Origin of the sequence: Sphingomonas changnyeongensis (assembly GCF_009913435.1) — a bacterium.
GTDB classification, from domain to species: domain Bacteria; phylum Pseudomonadota; class Alphaproteobacteria; order Sphingomonadales; family Sphingomonadaceae; genus Sphingomonas_B; species Sphingomonas_B changnyeongensis.
Genome location: NZ_CP047895.1, coordinates 2,683,432 through 2,707,745 on the forward strand (window position 1 = coordinate 2,683,432; position 24,314 = coordinate 2,707,745).

Genomic DNA, 24,314 nt, shown 5'->3' on the forward strand with positions numbered 1-24,314 from the left:
CGCGGTCATGGCACGCCCCTCCGATCGGCGGCCCGGCCATTCGCGGCGGGCGCAATATGGGCTGTTCTTCAGCTATGTCGCGGCGGTGTCCGGCGCGGTCGTGGCGCTGTTGCTGCTGATCCTGTCGGCGGTCGACCCGCAGGGGTTCGGCGCGCTGAAAGGTGCGGTCGGCGACGCGATGATGCCGCTCAGCGCCGGCGGGCGCGCGGTGGTGCGCACGGCCGGCGATCTGGGCACGGACATGGGCGCCTATGTCGATGCCGCCGGCAAGGTCCGCCGGCTGGAGGCAGAGGCGCGGGCGCGCGAGACAGCGCTGATCAAGGCGCGCGCGGTTGCGGTTGAAAATGCGCGGCTCAAGCGCCTGCTCGGCATCGTCGACGCGGAACGCCCGCCGGTTGCGACCGCCCGGCTGGTCAGTTCGTCGGGCACCAGCATCCGCCGGTTCGCGATGCTGTCGGCCGGGCTGACATCGGGCGTGCGCACCGGCATGCCGGTGCGCGGGCCGGAAGGGCTGGTGGGCCGCGTGGCCGGGGCCGGCGCGATTTCGGCGCGCGTGCAGCTGATCACCGATGGCGGCACCGTGGTGCCCGTGAAGCGCGCGGCGGACGGCCTGCCGGCGATCGCCACCGGTCTTGGCGACGGGCGGATCGAAATCCGCACGCTGGGCGCGGAATCCAACCCCTTCCGCCCCGGCGACATCTTCCTGACTTCGGGCGCGGGCGGCGTCTATCCGCCCGACGTGCCGGTGGCGCGGGTGACGCGGCGTACGCGCGACGGCGCGGTCGCCCTGCCGGCGGCCGATCCGGCGCGGCTCGATTACGCCATCGTCGAACAGCCTTTCCAGCCCGCACTGGCCGATGCCGAAAGCGGCAACGCACCGGCGGCGGAAAGCGGGGGCCAGAACGGGAGCCAGAACGGGGCTGGGCAGCCATGAACGTCCGCACCGGCCAGTTCGGCCCGCCGCCCGTCCTGTCGGCGCGGGCACGCATCGTGCCCGTCGCCGCGACCATGGCCGGTTCGATGGTAAGCGGCCTGCCCGTCATTCTCGATCAGCCGCTGCTGCCGCCCGCCGGGCTGATGATGCTGCTTGCCTGGCGGCTGCTGCGTCCCGGCCTGTGGCCGGTCTGGGCGGCGCTGCCGCTGGGGCTGTTCGACGATCTGGCCAGCGGCCAGCCGGTCGGCAGCGCGATGCTCAGCTGGACGCTGATCTTTCTTGCCATCGAGGCGTCGGAACGCACGCTCGTCTGGCGCGATTATGTGCAGGACTGGCTGATCGCCGCGCTGTGCCTGATCGGCGGCATCGTGTTCGGCTATGTGGCCGCGCTGGCGGCAGGGGGAGCCGCGCCCTTTGCCGTCATCGTGCCGCAGATGCTGATGGCGGTGCTGCTGTTCCCGATGACCGCGCGGCTGTGCGCGCGGCTCGACCAGTGGCGGCTGCGATGAAGCGGCCGCCCCGGGTCGTCACCGATGCCAGCCAGACCTTCACCTTCACGCGCCGGGCGATGTTCCTGGGCGCTGCCCAGGCCGGGGTCGGGCTGGTGCTTGCCGGGCGCATGGCCTGGCTGTCGATCGCCGAGAATGAGCGCTATGCGCTGCTGTCGGAAAGCAACCGGGTCAATCTGACGCTGATCCCGCCCCGGCGCGGCTGGATCGTCGACCGCAATGGCCGGCCGATCGCGATCAACCGCACCGATTTCCGCATCGACATCATCCCCGACCGGCTGACCGATGCCGACCGGGTGCTCGCCACGCTGCAGAGCTTGCTGAAACTCCCGCCCGAGGAAATGGCGCGCATCCGCGAGGATCTGGATGCCGCTGCCGGCTATCAGCCCGTGCAGGTGGCGGAAAATCTCGACTGGAACAGCTTTGCCGCGGTGAGCGTCAGGCTGGACGAGCTGCCCGGCGTGTCGCCGATGCGCGGCTATTCGCGCTTCTATCCCGATGGTGCGGCGGTCGGCCATCTTATCGGCTATGTCGGCGCGGCCTCGGCCAAGGCCTATGAGGAGAGCAAGGACCCGTTGCTGATCACGCCGGGCTTCAAGGTCGGCAAGGACGGCGTTGAAAAACAGCTGGAGCCGCTGCTGCGCGGCAATCCCGGCGCGAAGCGTGTCGAGGTCACGGCGCGCGGCAAGCTGGTGCGCGAACTGGCGACGCGGCCCGACGAACCGGGCCGGACGCTCAAGCTCACCATCGACGAACCGCTCCAGGCCTATGCGGCGCGGCGCATGGGCCCGCAATCGGGCGCGGCGATCGTCATCGACTGCCAGACCGGCGGCATCCTCGCCATGGCGTCGATGCCGGCCTTTGATCCCAACAGCTTTTCCGACGGCATCGGCCGCGACGAATGGCGGATGCTGTCGGAGGATGAGCGCCGGCCGCTCTACAACAAGGCGCTGCTCGCCATGTATCCGCCCGGCTCGACCTTCAAGCCGATCCATGCGCTCGCCATTCTGGGCGCGGGGATCAGCCCGGAAGAAACGGTGCACTGCCCCGGCGGCTACCGGCTCGGCAACCGTTTCTACCGCTGTCTGGGGCGGCACGGCACGGTCGACATGACCCGCGCCATCGCCAAGAGCTGCAACACTTATTTCTACGCGATGGGCCGCCGCATCGGCATCGAACGCATTGCCGAGGCGGCGCGCACCGCCGGGCTGGGGCGCAAATACGATCTGCCCTTTCCGTCGCAGAATTACGGCACCGTGCCCGACAGCGCGTGGAAAAAGCGCAAATATGATCAGGACTGGTCGGCGGCGGACACGCTCAACGCCGCCATCGGCCAGGGCTATGTGCTGGTGACGCCGCTGCAGATGGCGGTGGCGGCGGCGCGCATCGCCTCGGGCCGGATGCTCGAGCCGCAATTGCTCGCCGGGCAGGCAAAGGGCATGGCGGATGCGCTGCCGATCCCGCCCGAATATCTGGCCGCGGTGCGCGAAGGCATGCGCCAGGTGGTCAATGGCGATGGCACCGCCGGGCGCAGCCGGCTGCCGATCGCCGGCATCGAAATGGCCGGCAAGACCGGGACGGCGCAGGTGCGGCGGATCGCCGGCGGCCAGCGCGGCGGGCTGAACGTGCCGTGGAAATATCGCGATCACGGGCTGTTCGTGTTCTTCGCCCCTGCCGACAATCCGCGCTATGCCGGTGCGGTGGTGGTCGAACATGGCATGTCGGGATCAGGCGCGGCAGCACCGGTTGCGCGCGACATCATGACGTTCCTGTTCAATCCCGAACAGGCGATGGCGACGCTCACTGAAATGGAGGCCGGCTGGGGCGGCGACATCACCCAGCGCATGGCGCGCGAGGCCGCCGCCTTCAGGACGCGCGGCACCCCGGCCGCTCAGCCTGGGGAAGCGCCCCCGGCGGCAGGCGCGGCCGGGGCGGCTGCACCCGGCGCGCCCGCGACCGGCGCGGCCGCATCGCCGCCCGGCGCGCCCGGTGCGCCCACCGCCGCAGAAGGATCGGCAGCGCCCGGCCAGCCCGCCGCCCCGCCCCCGCCAGAGGAAGACCCGGAATGAGGGACAGCCTGATCCCCGCGCCGCTTGCCGCCCTGCCATGGCGGGTGCTGCTGCTGGTCGCCGCGATCGGCAGCTTCGGGCTGGTGGTGCTTTATTCGGCGGCGGGCGGCAGCGTGACCCCCTGGGCGCTCAACCAGGGGGTGCGTTTCACGCTGTTTCTGGCCCTCGCGCTCGGCCTGTCGCGGGTGCGCGAGGCGACATGGCAGGTGATCGCCTTTCCGCTCTACGGGATCGTGCTGGTGATGCTGTTCGGGGTCGAACTGCTCGGCGCGGTGCGCGGTGGCAGCCAGCGCTGGCTCGATTTCGGGGTGATCCGGCTGCAACCATCCGAAATCATGAAGCCCGCGATCGTGCTGACGGTCGCGCGCTTCTATGCGCTGCTGCCCCCGGCCCAGACCCGCACGCTGACCGCAATCTGGCCGGCGGCACTGCTGATCGGGGTGCCGGTGGGGCTGGTCATGCTGCAGCCCGATCTGGGCACCGCGCTGATGATCGCAGGCGGCGGGGTGACGGTCACCTTCCTCGCCGGGCTGCCGCTGCGCCTCTATGTGGGGCGGGGCTTGGCCTTGCCGCCGCCGCGCCGATCGCGTTCAGCCTGCTGCACGAATATCAGCGCAACCGCGTGCTGATCTTCCTCAACCCGGAAGCCGATCCGCTCGGCAAGGGCTATCACATCACCCAGTCCAAGATCGCGATCGGATCGGGCGGCCTGTCGGGCAAGGGGTTTCTGCAAGGCACGCAGAGCCATCTCGACTATCTGCCCGAGGGTCATACCGATTTCGTGTTCGCGACGATGGCCGAGGAATGGGGGCTGATGGGCGGCCTGTTCCTGATCGGCGCGTTCCTGCTGCTGATCCGCTGGGCGATGCTGGTCGCGATGGCGGCGCGGACGCGCTTTGCCCGGCTGACGGCGGGCGGGCTGGCGATGACGATCTTCTTCTATTTCGGCATCAACCTGATGATGGTGATGGGGCTGGCCCCTGTCGTCGGCATTCCGCTGCCGCTGGTGTCCTATGGCGGGTCGGCGGTGATGACGGTGATGATCTGCCTTGGCATCCTGATGTCGATCGACCGCGACAACCGCCGCGCCGCGCCAGGGTTCTGACGCACGGGGTGGGGTGTTCTGCGCGCCTCACGGCGCGGTCGCGGCACCGGCCCGCTCCGGTTTGTCTGTTGCGCGCCTCACGGCGCGGGGGGCGGCACCGGCCCGCTCCCCCACCCGGCCACCCATATGATACTGCCGTTGGGTGGCCGGGTGGGGGAGCGGGCCGGTGCCGCGACGTCAGAGCCCCCCTCAGCCGCTGCGCCGCGCGAACAGCCGCAGGCCGCCCGATTTCAGGACGCCGATGCGGAACAGCCGCGCAGCGAGCAGGATCGTCCCCGCCAGCCACAGCAGCTGCCACGCAAGGGCCGCCGCATGCTGCCACATCGGCACGCCCATCGCCGCGCGCGCCGCCATTGCGAAGGGCGAACTGAACGGGAAGATCGCCGCAAACACTCCGACCGGGGCATCGGGCGCATTGGCCGCCGCCCCCGCCAGCGCGAACATCGCGACCTGGAACAAGGTTATGGGCAGCGACAGCATCTGGATTTCGCGCATCGTGCCGGCCTGCGCGCCCACGCCCAGAAACACCGCGCCGAGCAGCAGGAAAGCCAGCATGAAATAAGCGATGAACAACAGGATGAAGCCCGGCCGCACGATCACGTCGCGCAGCGGTGCGGCGAGATCGGCGGGCAGCAATGCCGCCCCCTGCGCCAGCAACGCCCCCCAGAAGCCGATGAACAGAAAAGCGACGCCCAGCATGCCGAGCAGCTTGCCCAGGAACACCGCCTCGAGCGGGGCGGCGGCGGCCAGGATCTCGATCGCCTTGTTCGCCCGTTCCTCGGAAAGCGTGCCGACCGCCTGGCCGGCGAGCAGCAGCGTCAGGAAGAACATCGTGAACACGACCCCGAAGCCGAGCGAACGGCCGCTCTCGCGCGTCCGGTCCGCACGCGGGCGGGCGACCGTATCGACCCGCGCCGGCGCGCCCGGTGCGGCGGCTGCGGCATCGAGCGCGACCAGATAATCGCCGGCAAAGCCTGACGACGCCCCCTCCGCCGCCAGCACACGCCGCGCGCCGGGCGGACCGTAAAGCACCGCCGGCACCCGCGGCCCCGCCCCCAGCACCAGCGCGCGCGCCTGCGCGGCGGGATCGGCGGCGGGGGCCGTGACCGTCAGCCGCATCGCCTCGGCCCGGCGCGGCAGCACCGCGCGCAGCACCTTATCCGCACGGCGCAGCGCCGCCGCCTCGGCCCCGGCGGCAAGCGCGACCGGCCCGGCCTCCGCCCCGGCATCGCGCGCCACCTGCGCCGCACCGACACCGCCGATCGCGCCGACGCCGAACATCAGCAGCGGCGCGAGCAGAAACAGCAGGAATGTCGGCGTCAGCACGGTGGCGGCAAAATCGCGCCGCGCAATCGCCCATGCCGGCTGGAACAAATCCCTCATGCCGCCTCCCGCACCAGCTTGACGAACACCTCGTGCAGGCCCGGCCGCTCGATCGACAGGCCGGCAATGCCGTGCCCGGCGGCGAGCAGCCGGGCAATGACCGGTTCAATCCCCTCATCCGGCACGGAAAAATCAAACCCGTCGCCGCTGGGCGCGGCATCGGCGGGCAGCAGCGCCCGCACCCCGGCATCGCCCGAACGCGGCACGAAATGCGCGCGCATCGGCAGCAGCGCGCGCGCATCGGCAACCGTCCCTTCAAAGCAGCGCCGGCCATTGGCGATGATCGCCAGCCGGTCGCACAGCCGCTGCGCATGCGCCATGACATGGGTGGAAAACAGGATCGTCGCCCCCCGCGCCCGCTCGGCCAGGATCAGCCCCTCGAGCTTTTCCTGATTGACCGGGTCCAGCCCCGAAAACGGCTCATCGAGCACGATCAGTTCGGGCTGGTGGACAATCGCGCCGAGCAGCTGGACCAGCTGGGCCATGCCCTTCGACAGTTTTCGGATCTTCTGCCCGGCTGCATGGCCCAGCCCGGCGTCGTGCAGCATCCGGTCGGCGCGCGCGCGTCCCTCGCGCCAGGGCAGGCCGCGCAGCGCGCCCATGAACGCGATGGTCTCGCGCGCCGTCATCGCCGGATACAGGCCGCGTTCCTCGGGCAGATAGCCGATCCGGGTGCGCGCCTGGCGCGGATGGGCAAGCCCGAGCAGCTGCCGGCTGCCGCCATCGGGTTCGATGATGCCGAGCAGCATCCGAAGCGTCGTCGTCTTGCCCGCGCCATTGGGGCCGAGCACGCCGTAAACCGCGCCCTGCGGCACGGCGAGATCGACGCCATCGACCACGCGCCGCTGGCCATAATGTTTGATGAGGCCATTGGCCTGCACGATGCCCTGATCCAAACGCCGCCTCACCAGCCCCGCGCCGGTCAGCCAGCGCCCGGTGCAACAGGCCCGGTTGCGCCCCAGCCGTCAAGCGAAAGCGTCACGCCGCCGCCCGCCTGCCAGCCCGCCGCCGCCGCCGCGGCCGGCACCCGGAATATCGCTGATCCGTAACGTTTGCAGGCCCGTTTTTCCTATGATGACAGCGGAGGCCAGGGTGTTGATCCGCACAGTCGGCGGACGTCCGGTACCCCCATGCCCCGGCTTCCCGGTCGCCATTGTGGCCGGGCGAGACATGAAGGTGTTGAGAATGCTGGCAAACATGACGATCAGGTCGAAGCTGTTCGGGTGTCTGGCGGTGCTGAGCCTCGCGCTCCTTGTGCTGTCGGGGCTGTTGCTCACGCTGTCGGGCAAGGAAAAACAGGCGCTCGGGGCGATCCTCAACGACCGGCTGGTGCCGCTCAACCAGCTCAACCGGGTGTCGGGTGCCTATGCGGTGCTGATCGTCGATACCGCGCACAAGGCCCGGTCGGGCGCCGTGTCGCCCGCCGCTGCGCTCGCCAATCTCAAAAGCGCCGAGGCCGATATCCGCGCCAACTGGGATGCCTATGTCCAGTCGCAGATGACCGCCGATGAAGCCGCCAATGTCGCCGAAGCGAAGAAGCGCATGGCGGTCGCCGACGACGCGACCCGCCGGCTGGTCGACATCATCCGCCGACGCGACGGTGCCGCGCTCGACCGGTTCGTGACCGGCGAGCTTTATCCCGCGATCGATCCGCTGACCGAACAGATCGCAAAGCTGATGCTGATCCAGATCGATGTCGGCCAGTCGCTGGCGCGCGATGAAAGCCGCACGGCGACGCTGTTCCAGGTGATCGGGGTGATTGTCGCGCTGATGAGCGCCGCCGCCGCCGCCGGGGCTGGGCTGGTGATCGCGCGCGCCGTGCTCGCGCCGCTCGATCGGCTGGTGACGACGGTGCAGCGGCTGGCGCAGGGCGCGCAGGATATCGAGGTGCCCGGCTGCGACAAGGCCGACGAGGTCGGCGCGCTCGCCAAGGCCGTGGTCGGCATCCGCGAGCTGGGCGTGGCGCGCGCCGCCGCCGATGCCCGCATCGCCGCTGAACAGACCCATGTGACCAGCTGTCTTGCCGCCAGCCTGCGCGCAGTCAGCGACGGCGATCTGACGGCCATCGTCACCGCCGAATTCCCGGCTGAATATGAAGCGCTGAAGCGCGACTTCAACAGCGCGATCCTGAGCCTTCAGCAGCTGCTGGGCGCGGTGATGGCGAGCACCGCCACCATCCGCAGCGCCTCGACCGAGATCGCCCAGGCATCCGAAGACCTGTCGCGCCGCACCGAAGGCAGCGCGGCGAGCATCGAGGAAACCTCGGTCGCCGTCTCGCTGATCGACAAGCGTATCCGCGAAACCGCGACCGCCGCCAACCACACGCTCGCCAACGCCGGCAGCACCAGCCGCACGGTCGAGGAAGGACGGCGGATCGCGGACGATGCCGTCGCCGCGATGGGCCGGGTTGCCGACAGCGCCCAGGGCATCGACAGCGTGATCGAGGGGCTGGACAAGATCGCGTTCCAGACGCGCGTTCTGGCGATGAACGCGGCGGTCGAGGCGGGCCGGGCGGGCGAGGCCGGGCGCGGCTTTGCGGTCGTCGCCGACCTGGTTTCGGCACTCGCGATGCGCGCCGAGGAAGAAGCCAAGCGCGCGCGCGACCAGCTGACCGCCACCCAGGCCGATATCGGCACCGCCGTGGCAGCGGTCGAGCGGGTCGACGGCGCGCTCCAGAGCATTGCCAGCGGAGTTGCCGAGGTCAACGCGCTGCTCGGCACCATCGCTGACGACAATGCCGCCCAGGCCTCGACGATCGGCGAGATCACCGGTGCGATGTCCGGCATGGACCAGATGACCCAGCAGAATGCCGCGATGGTCGAGCAGACATCGGCGGCTGCGCGCGGCCTGTCTAACGAGGCGCTGCTGCTGGCCGAACAGGCCGGGCGGTTCCGGATCTCGAACGACAATCTGCCAGGTTCGGGCAGGCGGGGCGGACAAAGGCTGGACGCGTTGCTGAGCGCCTGAGCCGGGCGGGACTGCGCATCGGCGGAAGGTGCGGGGCACGGGGCGCGTTTCCTCCCCGGCTGGTATCGCCGGATAAGATTTGCTTTTGATAATCGTTCGCGTTAGTGCGATGGCACGCCACGCGAAACGGACCATGCACGCTTCCCGATCAACGCTTTCCACCGAAACGTCGCCCGCGCCCAAGGCAGCCCCCAAGCCCAAGAGCCGCAAGGCCTTCTGGCTGCGCCAGCTGCACAGCTGGCACTGGATGAGCTCGGCCATCTCGCTGATCGGGCTGCTGCTGTTCGCGGTCACCGGGCTGACGCTCAACCATGCCGCCGATATCGAGGGCAAGGCGGTCAGCCAGAGCTTCGAGGCGCAGCTGCCGCCGCCGCTCGCCGCGCGGGTGCGTGCGGATGCAGGCGCGGATGGGGGCGCGACTGGGGCCCAGAGCGATGCGAAACGCCCCCTGCCCCCGGCGGTGGCGGACTGGCTGGATGCCAATCTGCCGGTCAGGACGCGCGGCTTGGCCGAATGGTCGGCCGATGAAATCTATCTGGGCCTGCCCCGCCCGGGCGGCGATGCGTGGATCGCGATCGACCGTCAAACCGGTGCCGTCACCGCTGAAACCAGCAGCCGCGGCTGGGTCGCCTATCTCAACGATCTGCACAAGGGCCGCAATGCCGGCCCGGTCTGGGCGTGGTTCATCGACATTTTCGTCATCGCCTGTGTGGTGTTCGCGGTGACGGGCCTGTTCCTGCTCCAGCTTCACGCCGCCAAGCGCCGCTCGACCTGGCCGCTGGTCGGCCTCGGCCTCGCCATCCCGGCGGCCATCGCCCTGTTCTTCATCCACTGACCCACGGGTCAACCAGCCCCCCTTCGACCAGCCGGGAGACGCCCCATGATCCTCACCCACCGCATCGCGATGTCCCGGCCCATGGCCGCGACCATGGCCGGCGCGTTCATGCTGCCCTTTGGCGCGGCACCGCTGTCGGCGCAGACGATCGACCTGTCGGTCACGCTGCCGCGCCTTGATGTCGCTGAATATCACAAGCCCTATGTCGCGATCTGGCTGGAGCAGGAGGGCGCGGCCCCGCGCACGCTCGGCATCTGGTATGATGTCGCCAAGAAGGGCGGCGAAGGCGCCAAATGGCTGCGCGACGTGCGCCAATGGTGGCGCGCGGCCGGGCGGTCGATGCGGCTGCCCGCCGATGGCGTGTCGGGCGCGACGCGCGGGCCGGGCACGCACCGGCTGACGCTGACTGCCGGGCGCGGGCCGCTGCCGCCGCTTGCCCCCGGCCAATATGTGCTGGTGATCGAGGCGGCGCGCGAGGTTGGCGGGCGCGAGCTGCTGCGTCTGCCCTTTGCCTGGCCGGGGGCCGGCGGCACCGCCAGCGCCCGCGCGGCCGGGACGACGGAACTGGGCGCGGTGGCGCTGACCGTCCGCCGCTGACCTTGAATGCCTGCCTGAAGGAGAATGACCATGACCCTGCGTGCCGCCCTTTTCGCGCTCGGCGCGACCACGCTGCTCGCCGCGCCTGCCGCCGCGCACCGGCAATGGATGATGCCGTCGGCCACCGTGCTGTCGGGCGACGATGCCTGGGTGACGGTCGATGCCGCGGTTTCGAACGATCTGTTCTATTTCGAGCATCAGCCGCTGCGCGCCCAGCCGCTGGCGATGGCCCCGGACGGCAGCGCGGGCAAGATCGAGAATTGGGCAACCGGCCGCTATCGTTCGACCTTCGACCTGCATCTGACCGCGCGCGGCACCTGGAAGATCATGAGCGTCAATGACAGCGTGTTCGGCAGCTACAAGCTGAACGGCGTCGAGACGCGGCTGCCGCGCGGCCTGTCGCCGGACCGGCTGGCCGAGGCGATCCCCGCCGGCGCGACCGATGTGCGCACCAGCCACAATGTGTCGCGCAACGAGATTTTCGTCACCGCCGGCGAACCGACGACCGGCGTGTTCACGCCGACCGGCAAGGGGATCGAGCTGGTTCCCGTCACCCACCCCAATGATCTGGTCGCGGGCGAAACCGCCAGCTTCCGCTTCCTGCTCGACGGCAAGCCGGCTGCCGGGCTGCCGGTCACGATCATTCCCGGCGGCAACCGGTACCGCGACACGCTCAACCAGATCGACCTCAAGACCGGCGCGGATGGCAGCATCAGCGTGCGGTGGCCGGGGCCGGGCATGTACTGGCTGAACGTGACGACCGACGCGGAGCCGGAAAAGGCGATGCCGGCGCGGCGCGCCAGCTATGTTACCACGCTCGAGGTGCTGGCGCCCTGACGCGCCGCCCACGCCACTGATCGACAGACGGACGATGCGGATCGCGATTCCGCCGCTGTCGCCGGGCCTGTTCGCCGCATCCCCCCCGGATGCGGCGATCGGCCGGGCGAGCGGCGACACCATGGGGACTGTCTGGTCGGCGCAGGTCGCCGGGCTGGATGCCGCGGGCATTTCCGCGCTCGTCACGCCGGTGCTCGCCCGCGCGGTCGCGCAGATGAGCCATTGGGACCCGCAATCGAGCCTGTCGCGGTTCAACCGCCTGCCCTGCGGCCAGTGGCAGGCGCTTGAGCCGGACTTTGCGGCGGTGATCGCAGCGGCGCTCGACCTCGCGCGGCTGAGCGACGGCGCCTTCGATCCGGCGGCGGGTGCGCTCGTCAATCTCTGGGGCTTCGGACCGCCGGGGCCGCGCGACACCCTGCCCGGCCCGGACGAGATTGCGGCGGCGCTGGCGTCAAGCGGGCATGACGCGCTGGCCTGGGATCCGGCGGCGCGGCGGCTGATGCGCCGCCGCCCGGTGCTGCTCGACCTGTCCGGCATCGCCAAGGGCCATGCGGTCGACATGGTCGCCGATGCGCTGATCGCCGCCGGCCATCGCCATTTCCTGGTCGAGATCGGCGGCGAGCTGCGCGGCGCGGGCCTGCGCCCGGACGGCCAGCCCTGGTGGGTCGATGTCGAGGCCCCCGATGCCGGGCGCACGCCGCTGCTCAGGATCGCGGCGGTCGACATGGCGGTCGCGACCTCGGGCGACTATGTGCGGCGGCTGACGCTGGCCGGGCGCATTTATGCCCATAGCCTTGATCCGCGCAGCGGCGCGCCGATCACCCATGGCACCGCCTCGGTCACGGTGATCGCCCCGCGCTGCATGACCGCCGATGGCTGGGCGACCGCGCTGACCGTGCTGCCGCCCGACCGGGCCGTGGCGCTTGCCGATGAACATGGGATCGCAGCACTCGGCCTCAGCCGCGACGGCCGCGAATGGCAGTCGCGCGCGCTGGGCGAGATGCTCGGCTGAGGGGATAGGTTTGTTGCGCGCCTCTCGGCGCGGGGGCGGCACCGGCCCGCTCCCCCACCCGGCCTCCCATATGATACTGCCGTTGGGAGGCCGGGTGGGGGAGCGGGCCGGTGCCGCGACAACAGATCCCCGTCAGCCGATCTCGGCCCAGCGGCGCAGCAGATTGTGATAGACGCCGGCCAGTTCGATCACCGACCGGTCGCCGGTGCCCAGCGTCGCCGATACGCGCTGGACCGCCTGATCGAGATCGAACAGCAGCCGCCGCGCGCCATCGTCGCGCACCATCGACTGGATCCAGAAGAACGACGCCACCCGCTCCCCGCGCGTCACCGGCTCGACGCGGTGGACGCTCGATGCCGGATACAGCACCATATGCCCGGCCGGCAGCTTCACCCGCTGCTCCCCGAACCGGTCCTCGATCACCAGCTCGCCGCCGTCATAGCTGTCGGGATCGGCGAGAAACAGCGTCGCCGACAGGTCGGAGCGCAGGCGGAAATCCGGCCCACGCATGCGGATCGCATTGTCGATATGCGCGCCGAACGCCTGCCCCGCGCCATAACGGTTGAACAGCGGCGGAAACACCTTGGCCGGCAGCGCGGCGGCGATGAACAGCGGGCTGCGGCCAAGCGCCTCCAGCACCATCCGCCCGGCCGCCTGCGCGGCCTCGCTGTCCTGCGGCAGCTGCAGATTGCGCTTGGCGAGCGCAGACTGGCTGCCCGATGTCTCATTGCCATCGACCCAGGGGGCCGCATCGATCAGCGCGCGCAGCCGGGCGACGCCGCCGGCATCGAGCATGTCGGGGATGGCGATCAGCATCGGCCGGCGGCGTTCGAGAGGATGAACGGGATTTCGACCGTGCCGCGCACCGGCACGGCCACGCCGTCGCGCATCACCGGCGACCAGCGCCAGCGCCGCACGGCCTCAAGTGCTGCACGGTCGAGCCGGTCATGCCCGCTCGACCGCGCAATCTCGAGCGCGGCCACCCGGCCTTCGGTGTCCAGCCGCGCGGCAAGCAGCACAGCGCCCTGTTCGCAGCGCCGCCGCGACTCGATCGGGTAACGCGGCGGCGGGGCCGACACCATGGTTGCCGACAGATCGCCGCCCTCCGCCATCGCCGGTCGCCCGGCGGGCGCGGCCGCCGGAGCAGCAGCGGGAACCGGCTGGGCCGCCGGCGGGGCCGCGAGTGTCGGGGCGGGCACCGCGATCAGCGCCGGCGGGGCGACAAGCGTGGCAGGAGCCGGCTGGACCGTCGCCGCAGGGGCCAGATTGGCGGTTGCCGGCGGGGGCGGCGGCGCATCGGGGGGCGGTGGCGCCAGCCGGACATCGAATGTCTTCATGACCGGCAGGCTGTGCCGGCCAATCTCGGCGCGGGCGGCGAGAACCCCGGCGATCGCCAGCCCATGCAGCGCGAGGATCGCCAGCAGCAGCGACCGGCTGCCGCCGCGCCGGGGCGCATAGGCGCTGCGCTGCCAGCCGGGCAGCGCGGGTGGCGGGGAATGATCGCGACCGTCCGCGCCGCCGCGCCAGGCAAACAGCCCGCCGCCCGTGCCGTCCGCATCCGCCCCGGCACAGGCCGGCATGGCGGCGATGCCTGCACTGTCGAGCGCCATGATCAATCCCCTGCCCAAGACAAGATGCCCAAGCTGAAACGGCGAACCGGGACCCGGCCGCCCCCGACCATCTCAATCAGCATCTCTGCAAATGCGATCCATTTGCACTATCACCGGGAAGGGCCGGGCGCAATCGCGGCCCTTCCCGGTTGACATCAGTAGCGCAGCCGGAGCGTCGCCACCGCCGTCCGCCCTTCGCCCGGCACCGCGATGACATAGGTGTCGTTGGCGCGGATGCGGTTGATGAAGCGGGTGTTGGCGATGTTGTTCACATTCACCTGCACCGACAACCGGTCGGTGAAGCTGTATTCGGCCATCGCGTTGACCAGCATATAATCATCCAGATCCCAGGCAGCCTGGATCGCGGTCGAGTTGCGGGTGGCGAGACGGCCCATATAGTTGACGCCGCCGCCCAGCCTCAGCCCGAAGCCGGTGGTGTAGCTGGTCCAGAAGGTGCCGCTGTGCTGCGGCGTCAGCGCCAGTTCCTCGCCCTGGGTGACAAGCGCCGTATCGGCCGCGCGCAGGATTTCCGAGCGCAGATAGGCATAGGCGGCATAGACCTGCCAGCGCGGGGTGATGTTGCCCGTCGCCGACAGTTCCAGCCCCTCGACCCGGCGGCGCCCGGCGAGCACGATGTCGCCATCGACGGTGATCGGTTCGTTGACGCGTTCGGTGCGGAAGATCGCCGCCGTCAGGCTGAGCGCCTCGCCGAACAGGTCGATCTTGCCGCCCAGTTCGTAATTTTCATTCTCGAGCGCCGGCAGCGCGAGGTTCGCGGTCGTGACCGTGCCGGTCGCGGTCGCGGCAAGCGTCTGCGGCTGGCGGGCGTTCGAATAGCTGGCATAGAGGCTCGACGTCGCACTCGGCTTCAGCACCAGCCCGCCCTGCCACGACCAGAGATTTTCAGACGTCGTCCGGTCGGCAAGCGCGGCGTAATTGGTGCCGCCCAGCGTCACGTCGAACCGTTCGTAACGGCCGCCCAGATTGACCTGCAGCCATTCGCCCAGCTTCAGCGTGTCGAACGCAAAGGCCGACAGCCGCTCGGCGCGGTTTTCGAACTGGCCGCTGGTGCGCGTCTGGGTCAGCGTGCCGGTGAAATCGGGGGTCGGCGCGAACAGGTTGCGCTGCGCCCCCGCCAGACCGGTGGTGGTGATCGTCTCGCGGTCCAGCTGCTCGCGGCTGGCCTCGGCCCCCACGACCAGCGTGTTGCCCAGCCCGCGCCCCGAGGCCGGCCAGTCGAGCGTCAGCGTCGCGCGCGCCGCCAGCACCTCGTTGCGGCTGAACCGCCCCAGCCCCTGCGGCCCGCCGACCGTATAGATGGCCCCTGCGGTGTTGCCGGCGGCGATGGCCGCGGCGGCAGCGTTCAGCGATGCCGGATTGAGCGGGCGCGGCGTCGACCAGACCGCCGTGCGCTCGACCTCGCCCCAGCGCACGCCGGTCTGGAAGCGCACCGTGTCGCTGAAATCATGTTCAAGCCGAATGGTCGCGATCAGCAGCGACTGGTCCTCGCCATCGACATTGCGCCAGCCATAATAATTGCTGATCGGAAAGTCCGGCCGCACCCCGGTGGTCAGGAACGGCACGCCATAATCGATCAGATTGTCGTCCTCCTGAAACTGCAGGCTGGCGATCAGCCGGGTCGGGCCATTCAGGCCAAAGGCGATGCTGGGCGCGATGCCGAAGCGGCGCTGAAAGATGAAATCGCGCCCGGCCACACCCTGATCATGCGCCATCAGGTTGAGGCGCGCCGCGACATTGCCGCTGCCATCGAGCACGGCATTGGCGTCGATCGTCCCGCGCTTCCAGTCGCGATTGCCCAGCCCCGCTTCGGCGCGCAGAAAGGTTTCGCCCTGCGGGGTCTTGGTGACGAGATTGATCAGGCCGGCGGCCCCGCCCGCGCCCGACAGCGCCGAGTTCGGCCCCTTGTAAACCTCGATCTGTTCAAGGTTGAACACGTCGGAGCGGCTATATTGCAGCCGGTCGGCAAAGCCGTCGATGGCGATGTCGTTGCTGGCATCAAAGCCGCGCAGATTGATGAAATCGCCGGAGCCCGCCCCGCCCTCGCCGACGCCCAGCGTGATGCCCGGCACCTGACGCAGCGCATCGGAAAAGCTCACCGCCTGCACGTCGGACAGGAATTCCTTGTCGAGCACCGTCACCGTGCGCGGCGTGTCGCGCAGCGGCTGCGACAGCAGCGGGTTGGAGGCGCGTTCGACCCGGTACCCATCCTCGACCACCGTGTCGGTGACGACGACACCGCCAAGCGCACGCGGCGCGGCCCCGTCGGCACCGGCTTCGGCCTTGGGCGGCTGTTCGGGCTGGGCTGTCTGCGGCGCGGCCAGCGCCGGCGCGGACACGATCGCCCCGACACAGCCCAAGGCAAGGAAATCATAACGATAAGACATGGCAATACCCCTTTTCGCCGCGCGTCGCTATTGCGAATCGATCTCACCGTCAACCCTTGTTGCGACTGATTTTCATTTTAATGAATGGCAGCCATTTGGGCTGCGTGTCGTTCGTCCGACCAGATCGTCTGTTCGTCGTCCGCCCGCTGGTCAGGCGGCAAGGTCCATGTTTCATTGTCACATGCCGGGGTTCGGGCGTGCCCGCCCTCCGGCGCGGCGGCTGGGGGAGCGTGCCGAGGGGGAGGAACAAGCACCCGGACACCGGGGCATGCAGCCACCCGCCATCCATCGTCTTCCGTCAGCAGCCGCCGGCCGCGGCGCGGGCAGCTTTGCCCTGCCGTTCCGGCCGGCATCCATGGCTGTTCAAGGCGGAGAGAGAAATGACGATCGCAAAATGGGGGATCCGGGCCGGCACCGCACTGGCGGCGCTGGCGATGACGGCCATGGCCGCGCCGGCATCGGCGCAGGAGCTGTCAGCGAACGAACTGGTCGCGCGCAACCTGGCCGCACGCGGCGGGGCCGAGGCGCTGGCCGCCATCAAGACGCTGCGCTTCAAGGGCTCGCTGCGCTTCCCGGGCGATTTCCTGCTCAGCTATGTAGAAACGCGCGGCCGGAAGGGGCCGGGCGGCGACGATGCCGTGCGCGTCGATGCGACGCTGCAGGGGCTGACCGTGGTTCAGGCCTATGACGGCAAGTCGGGCTGGACGATCAACCCCTTCCAGGGCCGGCGCGATCCCGAGACGATGTCCGCCGACGAGGCCCGCGCGCTCGCCGACAGCGGCCGCATCGACGGCGTGCTGCTCGCCTCGCGCGCGAGCGGCGCGACGGTGACGGCGCTCGGCCGCGAGGATTTCGACGGCACCGACGCCTATAAGCTCAAGGTCACCGAGAAGGACGGCGACAGCTTTGTCTATCTGCTCGATCCGGGCACCTTCCTCGAGATCGCAGTCACCGAAACCCGCCGCATCCGTGGCGCCGAAACCGTGACCGAGGCCGAGTTCGGCGATTATGAAAAGGTTGCCGGCGTCTATTTCCCGATGGCGCTTGAAAACGGTCCGAAGGGCGCGTCGCAGCGGTCGCGCATCACCATCGACACGGCAGAGGCCAATGTCGACGTGCCGACCGACTTTTTCGTCGCCCCTGCCGCCCCCGCCGCGCCCAAGCCGGCTGCCAAGTGAGATCCGCCGCCATGACCAAGATCACCAAGACCGCGCCTGCGCGCCGCCTCGCCACCATGACCGGCCTTGCGGTCGCCCTTGCTGCCCCGGCCTTGTGCCTGGCCGCACCCGCCGCCGCCCAGACCGGCAAGGCCGCCGCCTCGGCCCCGCTTGATTCCGCGACCATTTCGGGGATCGGCATCCGCAACATCGGCTCGGCCGCCATGTCGGGCCGCATCGCCTCGCTCGCCGCGCGCGAGGAAAAGGACGGCAAGATCACGCTGTTCGTCGGCGCCGCATCGGGCGGCGTGTGGAAATCCGATGACGGCGGCACCAGCTTCAAGCCGGTGTTCGACAAGCAGCCGGTGCAGTCGATCGGCGTCGTCAAGCTCGACCCCAACAACCGCGACACCATCTGGGTCGGCACCGGCGAGGCCTGGACCCGCAACTCGGTGTCGGTCGGCAACGGCGTCTATAAATCGACCGATGGCGGCGAGACCTGGACCAATATGGGCCTGCCTGGGACCGAGCGGATCAGCGATATCGTCATCGATCCGCGCGACAGCAACACCGTCTATGTCTGCGCGCCGGGCGCGCTCTGGTCGGACTCGGCCGATCGCGGCCTCTACAAGACGACCGACGGCGGCAAGAGCTGGACGCTGGTGCTCAAAGGCCCGAACCTGTCGACCGGCTGCGCAACCGTCGCGATCGATCCGTCCGACCCTAACCGGCTGATCGCCGGGCTGTGGGATTTCCGGCGCAAGGGCTGGACCTTCCGTTCGGGCGGCGAAGGGCCGGATGCGCCGTCGGGCAGCGCGCTCATGGAATCGCGTGACGGCGGCAAGACCTGGACCGCGATGACCGCGGAGACGCACAAGGGCCTGCCCAAGGGCCCCTGGGGCCGGACCGAGGTGGTGTTCGCGCCGTCGAACCCCAAGCGCGTCTATGCCTTTGTCGAAAACACCCGCTCGGCGCTTTATGTGTCGGATGACGGCGGCAAGACCTTTGTCGAACGCGACCGCAGCCAGAACATGGTCTGGCGGCCCTTCTATTTCGCCAAGATGTTCGTCGATCCGACCAATCCGGACCGGGTGTTCAAGACCAACCTGTCGCTGATCGTGTCGGAAGATGGCGGCAAGAGCTTCGGCTCCGCCCAGGGCGGCGCGCATGGCGACTGGCACGCGCTGTGGATCAACCCCAATAATCCGCGCCACCTGATCGGCGGCGACGATGGCGGCATGTGGACGTCGTTCGACGGCGGCAATCGCTGGATCAAGAGCGAGAACCTGCCGATCAGCCAGTTCTACCATGTCAGCGTCGACGACAAGGACCCCTATCAGGTCTATGGCGGGCTGCAGGACAACTCCAGCTGGGTGGGCGACAGCGCCTATCCGGGCGGCATCACCAATGGCCGCTGGGAAAACCTTTATGGCGGCGACGGCTTCTGGGTGTTTTCCGATCCGGCCGATCCGAACTTTGCCTATGCCGAATATCAGGGCGGCAATCTGGCGCGGATCGACCGCCGCACCCTGTCGCAGCGCGGCATTCAGCCCCAGGCGGGTTACAAGGAAAAGCTGCGCTTCAACTGGAACACGCCGCTGCATCTGTCGCCCAATGAGAAGGGCACGCTGTATATCGGGGCGCAATATCTGTTCCGCACCCGCGACCAGGGCCAGACCTGGGACCGCATCTCGCCCGATCTGACCACCAACGATCCGGCGCGGCAGAAGCAGGAGCAGTCGGGCGGCATCACCGTCGACAACTCGGCGGCTGAAATGCACACGACCATCTATTCGATCTCCGAAAGCCCCAAGGCCAAGGGGATGATCTGGGTGGGCACCGATGACGGCCGCGTGCAGCTGACGACCAATGACGGCGCGGCCTGGACCGACGTCACCCGCAATCTGAAGCTGCCAAATGCGGGCAACTGGATCAGCTGGGTCGAGGCGAGCCGCCATGACGCGGCGACCGCCTATGTGACGGTTGACCGGCACACCTATGGCGACATGGGGGCCTATCTCTACCGCACGCGCGACGGCGGGCGCAGCTGGCAGCCGCTGGTCACGCCGAAAACGGCGGGGGTGCGCGGCTATGCCCATGTCATCAAGGAAGACAGCGTCAATCCCGACCTGCTGTTCCTGGGCACCGAATATGGCCTGTTCGTGTCGCTGGACGGCGGCGCGAGCTGGGCGGAGTTCAAGGGCAAGGACTTCCCCTCGGTCGCGGTGCGCGACATCGTGCTCCAGTCGCGCGACAATGATCTGGTGCTGGCGACGCATGGCCGCGGCATCTGGGTGATCGACGACATCACCCCGTGGCGCGCGCTCAACGCCTCGACGCGGGCGGCGACGGTGACGCTGCTCCCCGGGCGGCCGGTGCAGCAGCGGATCGGCGGCAATGGCGGCTGGGCAAGCGGCGATGCCGTGTTCGCAGGCGCCAACCCGCCGTCGGGCGCGGTCATCAGCTTCTACCAGAAGGACCGCCATGTCATCGGGCGGATGAAGCTCGAGGTGCTCGATGCCGAGGGCAAGGTGGTCGACACGCTGCCGGTGTCCAAGCGGCGCGGCCTCAACCGCATCGAATGGTCGATGCGGGTGAAGCCGCCGGTCGTGCCGCCGGCCGCCCAACTTGCCGGTTCGGCGACGCAGGGCGCGCGCGTGGTGCCCGGCCGCTACACCGTCAGGCTGACCAAGGCGGACCAGGTGGTGACGATGCCGCTCGACATCGGGCTGGACCGGCGGGCGACCTATACGGTCGATGACCGCAAGATGCAGTTCGATGCCGCCCAGCGCGTCAGCGCGCTGTTCGGGCGCATGTCGGTGCTGGTCGCGCAGCTCAATGCGGTGATCGGCCAGGCCGGGCGCGGCGCGGCAGCGGCCGGGCCGAACCAGGCGCTTGCCAAGTCGGTGCTCGACCGCGCCTCGGCGCTCAAGACCCAGGTGGTGGCGACCAAGGAAGGCGGCGCGATCACCGGCGAGGAACGGCTGCGCGAGCAGCTCGACATCGTCTATGGCGCGATCATGTCGACCGAAGGCCGGCCGACGCCCTATCAGATCGCGCGCGTCGATGCGCTGGAACGCGAGCTGAAGGAGGTCGAGGACGGCTTTGCCGCGCTCAAGACCGGCGACGTGTCGCGGCTGATGGCGGCGGCACGCGCCGCCGGGGAGCCGGTGGTCGATCTGGCGGCGATCCGCATCGAGGAGCAGCAGGGCGGCGGCGGCCGCGCCGATGCGCTGGCGGCCGGCCTGGTCGGCACCCGCTTCTTCGGCGCGTTCGACACGCTGGTGGCGCGGGCTGAAAAGGACTGAGCCACCAAGTGACGAAGACGACCGGACCGATGCGGCCGCCCCTGTGGGCGGCCGCATATGCCGCCCTTGTTGCCGGCGCGCCCTGCGCGCCGGCACTGGCGTCCCCCGCCCCGCCCCCACTGCCCCAACCCCCACTGCCCCAACCGATGCCGGAGAATGGGCGGAGCCGGGCGCGCAGGCCGAACGCGATGACGCCGGCCGGTGGCCGCCGATCGTCATCACCGCGGCGGACGAGCCGCGCCGCGTGAAGCCGCCGCAGATCCGGCTGGGCGCGGATCTGCTGCTCGACCTGCAGCCGCGCACGCTGGCCGATGCGCTGCGCGGCGTGGCGGGCGTTTCCACCCGGCCCAACTCGCGCGGGGAAACCACGATCCGCGTGCGCGGCGCGGAGGAGCGCCAGTCGCAGGTGTTTCTGGATGGCGCGCCGCTCGCCGTGCCATGGGACGGGCGGGTCGATCTCGGCCTCATCCCCGCCGGGCTGATCGGCGGGATCGCGATCACCAAGGGCGCGGTGCCGATCGAATATGGCGCCAATGCGGTGTCGGGCGTCGTCGATCTGCGCACGCGCGGGCCGGGCGATGCGGGGGTGACGGGCATCGCCCAGACCGGCACCATGGGGTTTGCCCAGGCAGCGTTCGTCACCGGGATCGAACGCAACGGGCTGGAGGTGATCGCCGCCGCCAGCCTGTTGTCGCGCGATGCCGAGCGCGTGGCCGATCCGGCTGCCCTGCCGTTCAGCCAGGCGGCATCGCGCCGCCGCACCAACAGCGATTTCGACGGCCAGAGCCTGTTCGCGGCGATCGGCCATGAACATGGCACCACCAGCCTGCGCGCATCGGTGCTGCACATCGACGCCGAACGCGGCATCGCGCCTGAATCGGACCGCGATCCGGCGCGCGCCGCCCCGCGTTACTGGCGCTATCCGCTGTTCCGCATGACCCAGGCGACGCTGAGCGGCCAGATCGTCCCGGTGGACGGGGCGGAGCTGCGCATGACCGCGTGGCGGCAATGGTTCGACCAGCGGATCGATGCCTTCCGCAATGTCAGCTACACCGCGCTGCGCAGCCGCCAGCGCGACGCGGATGTGACCAGCGGCGTGCGCGCGACGCTGGCGCATGATGCCGGGCCGCTCGCCCTGCGCTGGAGCGGGCAGATCCAGCACAGCCGCCATGAACAGGTGGACACCCCCTTCCCCGCCGCCATTCCGGGGCCGCGCCTTGCCTATGCGCAGCGGCTGCTGAGCCTGGGGGTGGAGGCCGATGCCCCGCTGGCCGAGGCGCTGCGCGCGACCTTCGGCCTTGCCTATGACCGGGCGACGACCCCGCTGACCGGCGACAAGCCGCGCCAGCCGGTGGCCGACGCGCCGGCCTTTTCGGCGGCGCTCGCCTGGACGCCGGGGCCGGGCTGGTCGGTCACGCTGTCGGGCGGACGGCGGACGCGCTTTGCCTCCCCGCGCGAGCTGTTCGGCGAGGCGCTGGGCCGGTTCCTCATCAACCCCGATCTGCGGCCGGAACGCGCCTGGCTGGGCGATCTGGAGCTGAACTGGCAGGGAGACGGCGTGTCGCTGACCCTCAACCCGTTCATCATCCGCGGCACCGGCACGCTGTCGCAGCGGGTGGTGACGGTGAACGGCACCGCGCTGCGCCAGCGGTTCAACCTGTCGGGCACGCTCAGCACCGGGCTGGACGCGACGCTGACCGCCCGCCCGGCCAAAAGGCTGAGCGTGCAGCTGGCCGCCAGCCTGCTGCGCGCCCGCGCGGATGCCGACGATGCGCTGCCCTTCCGCCGCCTCGTCCAGCGGCCGGGCACCGAAATCGCGCTCGCGCTCGACTATCTGTTCCCCGGCGACGCCGATCTGCGCGCCGAGCTGCGCCATATCGGCGGCTCGGTCGATCTGGACGCGGCGGGCGCGCGCATCGCCCTGCCGTCGGCAACCGAGCTCAACATGCAGGCGGCGGTCCCCATCGTCCGGCTGGGCGCGGCGCGCCTGTCGCTGACATTTGCCGCCGACAATCTGACCGACGCGCTGATCCTGCCGCAAACCGGGCTGCCGCTTGCCGGGCGCACGCTGCGGCTGGGGATCAGGATCGACTGACGCAGTCTCGCGCCGGGCACCCCCGCAGGGGATCAGGCGTAACCGTTGCGGATTTTGCTTCCCAAGCCGGTAACCGGTGTCACTATTGATTGCCATGCATGGCCGATTCTGCGAAGCAACGCGGCAAAAGGTGGGAGAGTGACGGAAATGCGGGGATTTCTCACTGTTCTTGCAGCGGTTGCGCTGACCACAATGGCGGCACCGCCGCCGGCCTGGGCGCATCCGCAGGATCCGACCAAAGGGGGGCTGGCGGCCGCATCATCCGGGTCACCACATTGGCCAAGGACGGGCCGGGCAGCCTGCGCGCCGCCATCGCGGCCAAGGGGCCGCGCGTCATCGTGTTCGAGGTGGGCGGCGTGATCGATCTTGAACGGTCGGGCATCGAGATTGACAGCCCGTTCGTCACCATCGCCGGGCAGACCGCACCCGCCCCCGGCATCACGATCATCAAGGGCGGGATCGACATCAAGACCCATGACGTCAAGCTGTCGCATCTGCGCGTGCTGACCGGGGCCGATGGCCAGCCCAGGCTGAGCGGATGGGAAGCCGATGCGCTGTCCACCGTCCGCGCCGCGCGGGTGGTGGTCGAAAACTGCACCTTCATGTGGGGCGTGGATGAAAACATGTCCGCGTCGGGCCCGCGCTTTACCGGCACGACGGTGGCGCAGTGGCGGGCGGGCACCAGCCATGACATCGTGTTCCGGCTGAACCTGGCGGCCGAAGGGCTGGCCAATGCCAGCCATCCCAAGGGCGAGCATTCCAAAGGCTCGCTGGTGCACGACAATGCGACCGGCATCGTCTTTGACCGCAACATCTGGGCGCACAATGTCGAGCGCAGCCCGCTGGTCAAGGGCGGCGCGCAGGTGCTGATGGTCAACAACCTGATCTACAACCCGCAGAAACGCGCCGTGCATTACAATCTGATGGACCTTGAATGGACCGGCCAGCCGCATGTGACCGGGGAGATCACCGCGGTCGGCAATGTCATGCGCGGCGGCAATGACACCGATCCGGGCCTGCCCTTCCTGATGCTGGGCGGGGTGGGCGACCTGGCCTTTTACGGGCGCGACAATCTGGCCGTCGACAGGCTGGGCAACCCCCTGCCGATGTTCGGCCGCTATGGCACGACAAAGGCCCGGCTGATCGAGGCCGAGGCCCCGCTTGCCAGCCTTGATGGCTATCGCATCCTGCCCGCCGACCAGGTCGAGACGGCCCTGCTCGCCACGGCGGGTGCGCGGCCATGGGACCGGGGGAGCGAGGAGCTGCGCGTGCTGTTCTTCATCGCCGAAGGACGCGGGCAGGTGATCGATGATGAGCGCGAGGTCGGCGGTTATCCGGTCGTCACGCCAACCAAGGCTCCGTTCGTCGAGGCGGAGTGGGATCTGGTGACGATGACGCCCAGATCGGGCCTTTATCCGGGCCAGAAACCGGGCACGCAGGAAGGGCTGTCGGCGCGCGACCGGGCGATGCGGACCGGGAGACCGTAACGTC

At 69.7% G+C, this 24,314-nt stretch carries 17 protein-coding genes and 1 pseudogene; 13 read left to right on the plus strand and 5 right to left on the minus strand.

Translation table 11 applies throughout. From position 1 onward, the window contains the following. The first annotated feature begins 7 nt into the window (after positions 1-7). From mreC to rodA, 4 genes and pseudogenes are all read left to right on the plus strand, one after another. The gene (mreC, locus tag GVO57_RS13155) at positions 8-934 is read left to right on the plus strand and encodes a rod shape-determining protein MreC (RefSeq protein WP_160593609.1); all 927 of its coding nucleotides are present in this window, start codon (positions 8-10) and stop codon (positions 932-934) included. Further along, positions 931-1,443, plus strand: coding sequence for a rod shape-determining protein MreD (locus GVO57_RS13160; RefSeq protein ID WP_160593610.1), 513 nt, complete (start codon positions 931-933; stop codon positions 1,441-1,443). The genes mreC and GVO57_RS13160 overlap by 4 nt, the downstream gene beginning before the upstream one ends. Continuing rightward, the gene (gene mrdA, locus GVO57_RS13165; protein ID WP_160593611.1) at positions 1,440-3,512 is read left to right on the plus strand and encodes a penicillin-binding protein 2; all 2,073 of its coding nucleotides are present in this window, start codon (positions 1,440-1,442) and stop codon (positions 3,510-3,512) included. The genes GVO57_RS13160 and mrdA overlap by 4 nt, the downstream gene beginning before the upstream one ends. Then, positions 3,509-4,617 (plus strand): annotated as a pseudogene (gene rodA, locus GVO57_RS13170) (rod shape-determining protein RodA). Before mrdA ends, rodA begins: the two are co-directional and overlap by 4 nt. Positions 4,618-4,806: 189 nt before the next feature. Here rodA and GVO57_RS13175 read toward each other — a convergent pair. Together GVO57_RS13175 and GVO57_RS13180 are read right to left on the minus strand one after the other, a co-directional pair. Next, positions 4,807-6,000 (minus strand): ABC transporter permease, encoded by a 1,194-nt coding sequence (locus GVO57_RS13175; RefSeq protein ID WP_160593612.1) that lies wholly within the window; start codon positions 5,998-6,000, stop codon positions 4,807-4,809. Beyond that, on the minus strand, positions 5,997-6,908 hold the full coding sequence (locus GVO57_RS13180; RefSeq protein ID WP_233281383.1) for an ABC transporter ATP-binding protein: 912 nt from the start codon (positions 6,906-6,908) through the stop codon (positions 5,997-5,999). Before GVO57_RS13180 ends, GVO57_RS13175 begins: the two co-directional genes overlap by 4 nt. A gap of 289 nt (positions 6,909-7,197) precedes the next feature. Between GVO57_RS13180 and GVO57_RS13185 the strand changes: the two genes are divergently transcribed. The 5 genes from GVO57_RS13185 to GVO57_RS13205 all read left to right on the plus strand — a co-directional run bounded on the left by GVO57_RS13185 (position 7,198) and on the right by GVO57_RS13205 (position 12,248). Beyond that, entirely contained in the window at positions 7,198-8,967 is a 1,770-nt protein-coding gene (locus GVO57_RS13185; protein ID WP_160593613.1) for a methyl-accepting chemotaxis protein, read from the plus strand. Positions 8,968-9,100: 133 nt separating this feature from the next. Next, a complete protein-coding gene (locus tag GVO57_RS13190; protein ID WP_160593614.1) occupies positions 9,101-9,802 on the plus strand; it encodes a PepSY-associated TM helix domain-containing protein in 702 nt (233 codons plus the stop codon). 45 nt (positions 9,803-9,847) lie between these two features. Beyond that, positions 9,848-10,399 carry a DUF2271 domain-containing protein gene (locus GVO57_RS13195; RefSeq protein WP_160593615.1) on the plus strand — a complete coding sequence of 184 codons (552 nt, stop codon included), beginning with the start codon at positions 9,848-9,850 and terminating at the stop codon, positions 10,397-10,399. A 30-nt stretch (positions 10,400-10,429) separates the two neighbouring features. Then, positions 10,430-11,236 (plus strand): DUF4198 domain-containing protein, encoded by an 807-nt coding sequence (locus GVO57_RS13200; RefSeq protein WP_160594022.1) that lies wholly within the window; start codon positions 10,430-10,432, stop codon positions 11,234-11,236. Between the two features lie 34 nt (positions 11,237-11,270). Further along, a complete protein-coding gene (locus GVO57_RS13205) occupies positions 11,271-12,248 on the plus strand; it encodes an FAD:protein FMN transferase (protein ID WP_160593616.1) in 978 nt (325 codons plus the stop codon). Positions 12,249-12,380: 132 nt separating this feature from the next. Here the strand turns inward: GVO57_RS13205 and GVO57_RS13210 are convergent, their stop codons facing one another. The 3 genes from GVO57_RS13210 to GVO57_RS13220 form a co-directional block, all read right to left on the minus strand. After that, positions 12,381-13,064, minus strand: a complete 684-nt coding sequence (locus GVO57_RS13210; RefSeq protein WP_160593617.1) for a Fe2+-dependent dioxygenase — start codon at positions 13,062-13,064, stop codon at positions 12,381-12,383. Beyond that, positions 13,058-13,858 (minus strand): energy transducer TonB, encoded by an 801-nt coding sequence (locus tag GVO57_RS13215; RefSeq protein WP_160593618.1) that lies wholly within the window; start codon positions 13,856-13,858, stop codon positions 13,058-13,060. Before GVO57_RS13215 ends, GVO57_RS13210 begins: the two co-directional genes overlap by 7 nt. A gap of 155 nt (positions 13,859-14,013) precedes the next feature. Further along, positions 14,014-16,263, minus strand: a complete 2,250-nt coding sequence (locus GVO57_RS13220; protein ID WP_160593619.1) for a TonB-dependent receptor — start codon at positions 16,261-16,263, stop codon at positions 14,014-14,016. A gap of 380 nt (positions 16,264-16,643) precedes the next feature. On the opposite strand from GVO57_RS13220, the gene GVO57_RS13225 reads away from it, so the two are divergent. The 4 genes from GVO57_RS13225 to GVO57_RS13240 all read left to right on the plus strand — a co-directional run bounded on the left by GVO57_RS13225 (position 16,644) and on the right by GVO57_RS13240 (position 24,310). Further along, positions 16,644-17,441: a LolA-like protein gene (locus GVO57_RS13225; RefSeq protein WP_160593620.1), complete on the plus strand. Its 798-nt coding sequence runs from the start codon at positions 16,644-16,646 to the stop codon at positions 17,439-17,441. Positions 17,442-17,452: 11 nt separating this feature from the next. Then, complete coding sequence (locus GVO57_RS13230) at positions 17,453-20,728, plus strand: VPS10 domain-containing protein (protein ID WP_233281384.1); 3,276 nt, start codon at positions 17,453-17,455, stop codon at positions 20,726-20,728. A gap of 244 nt (positions 20,729-20,972) precedes the next feature. Next, positions 20,973-22,823, plus strand: a complete 1,851-nt coding sequence (locus GVO57_RS13235) for a TonB-dependent receptor (protein WP_160593621.1) — start codon at positions 20,973-20,975, stop codon at positions 22,821-22,823. Positions 22,824-23,098: 275 nt separating this feature from the next. Further along, complete coding sequence (locus GVO57_RS13240; RefSeq protein WP_201752649.1) at positions 23,099-24,310, plus strand: pectate lyase; 1,212 nt, start codon at positions 23,099-23,101, stop codon at positions 24,308-24,310. Positions 24,311-24,314 lie beyond the last annotated feature (4 nt).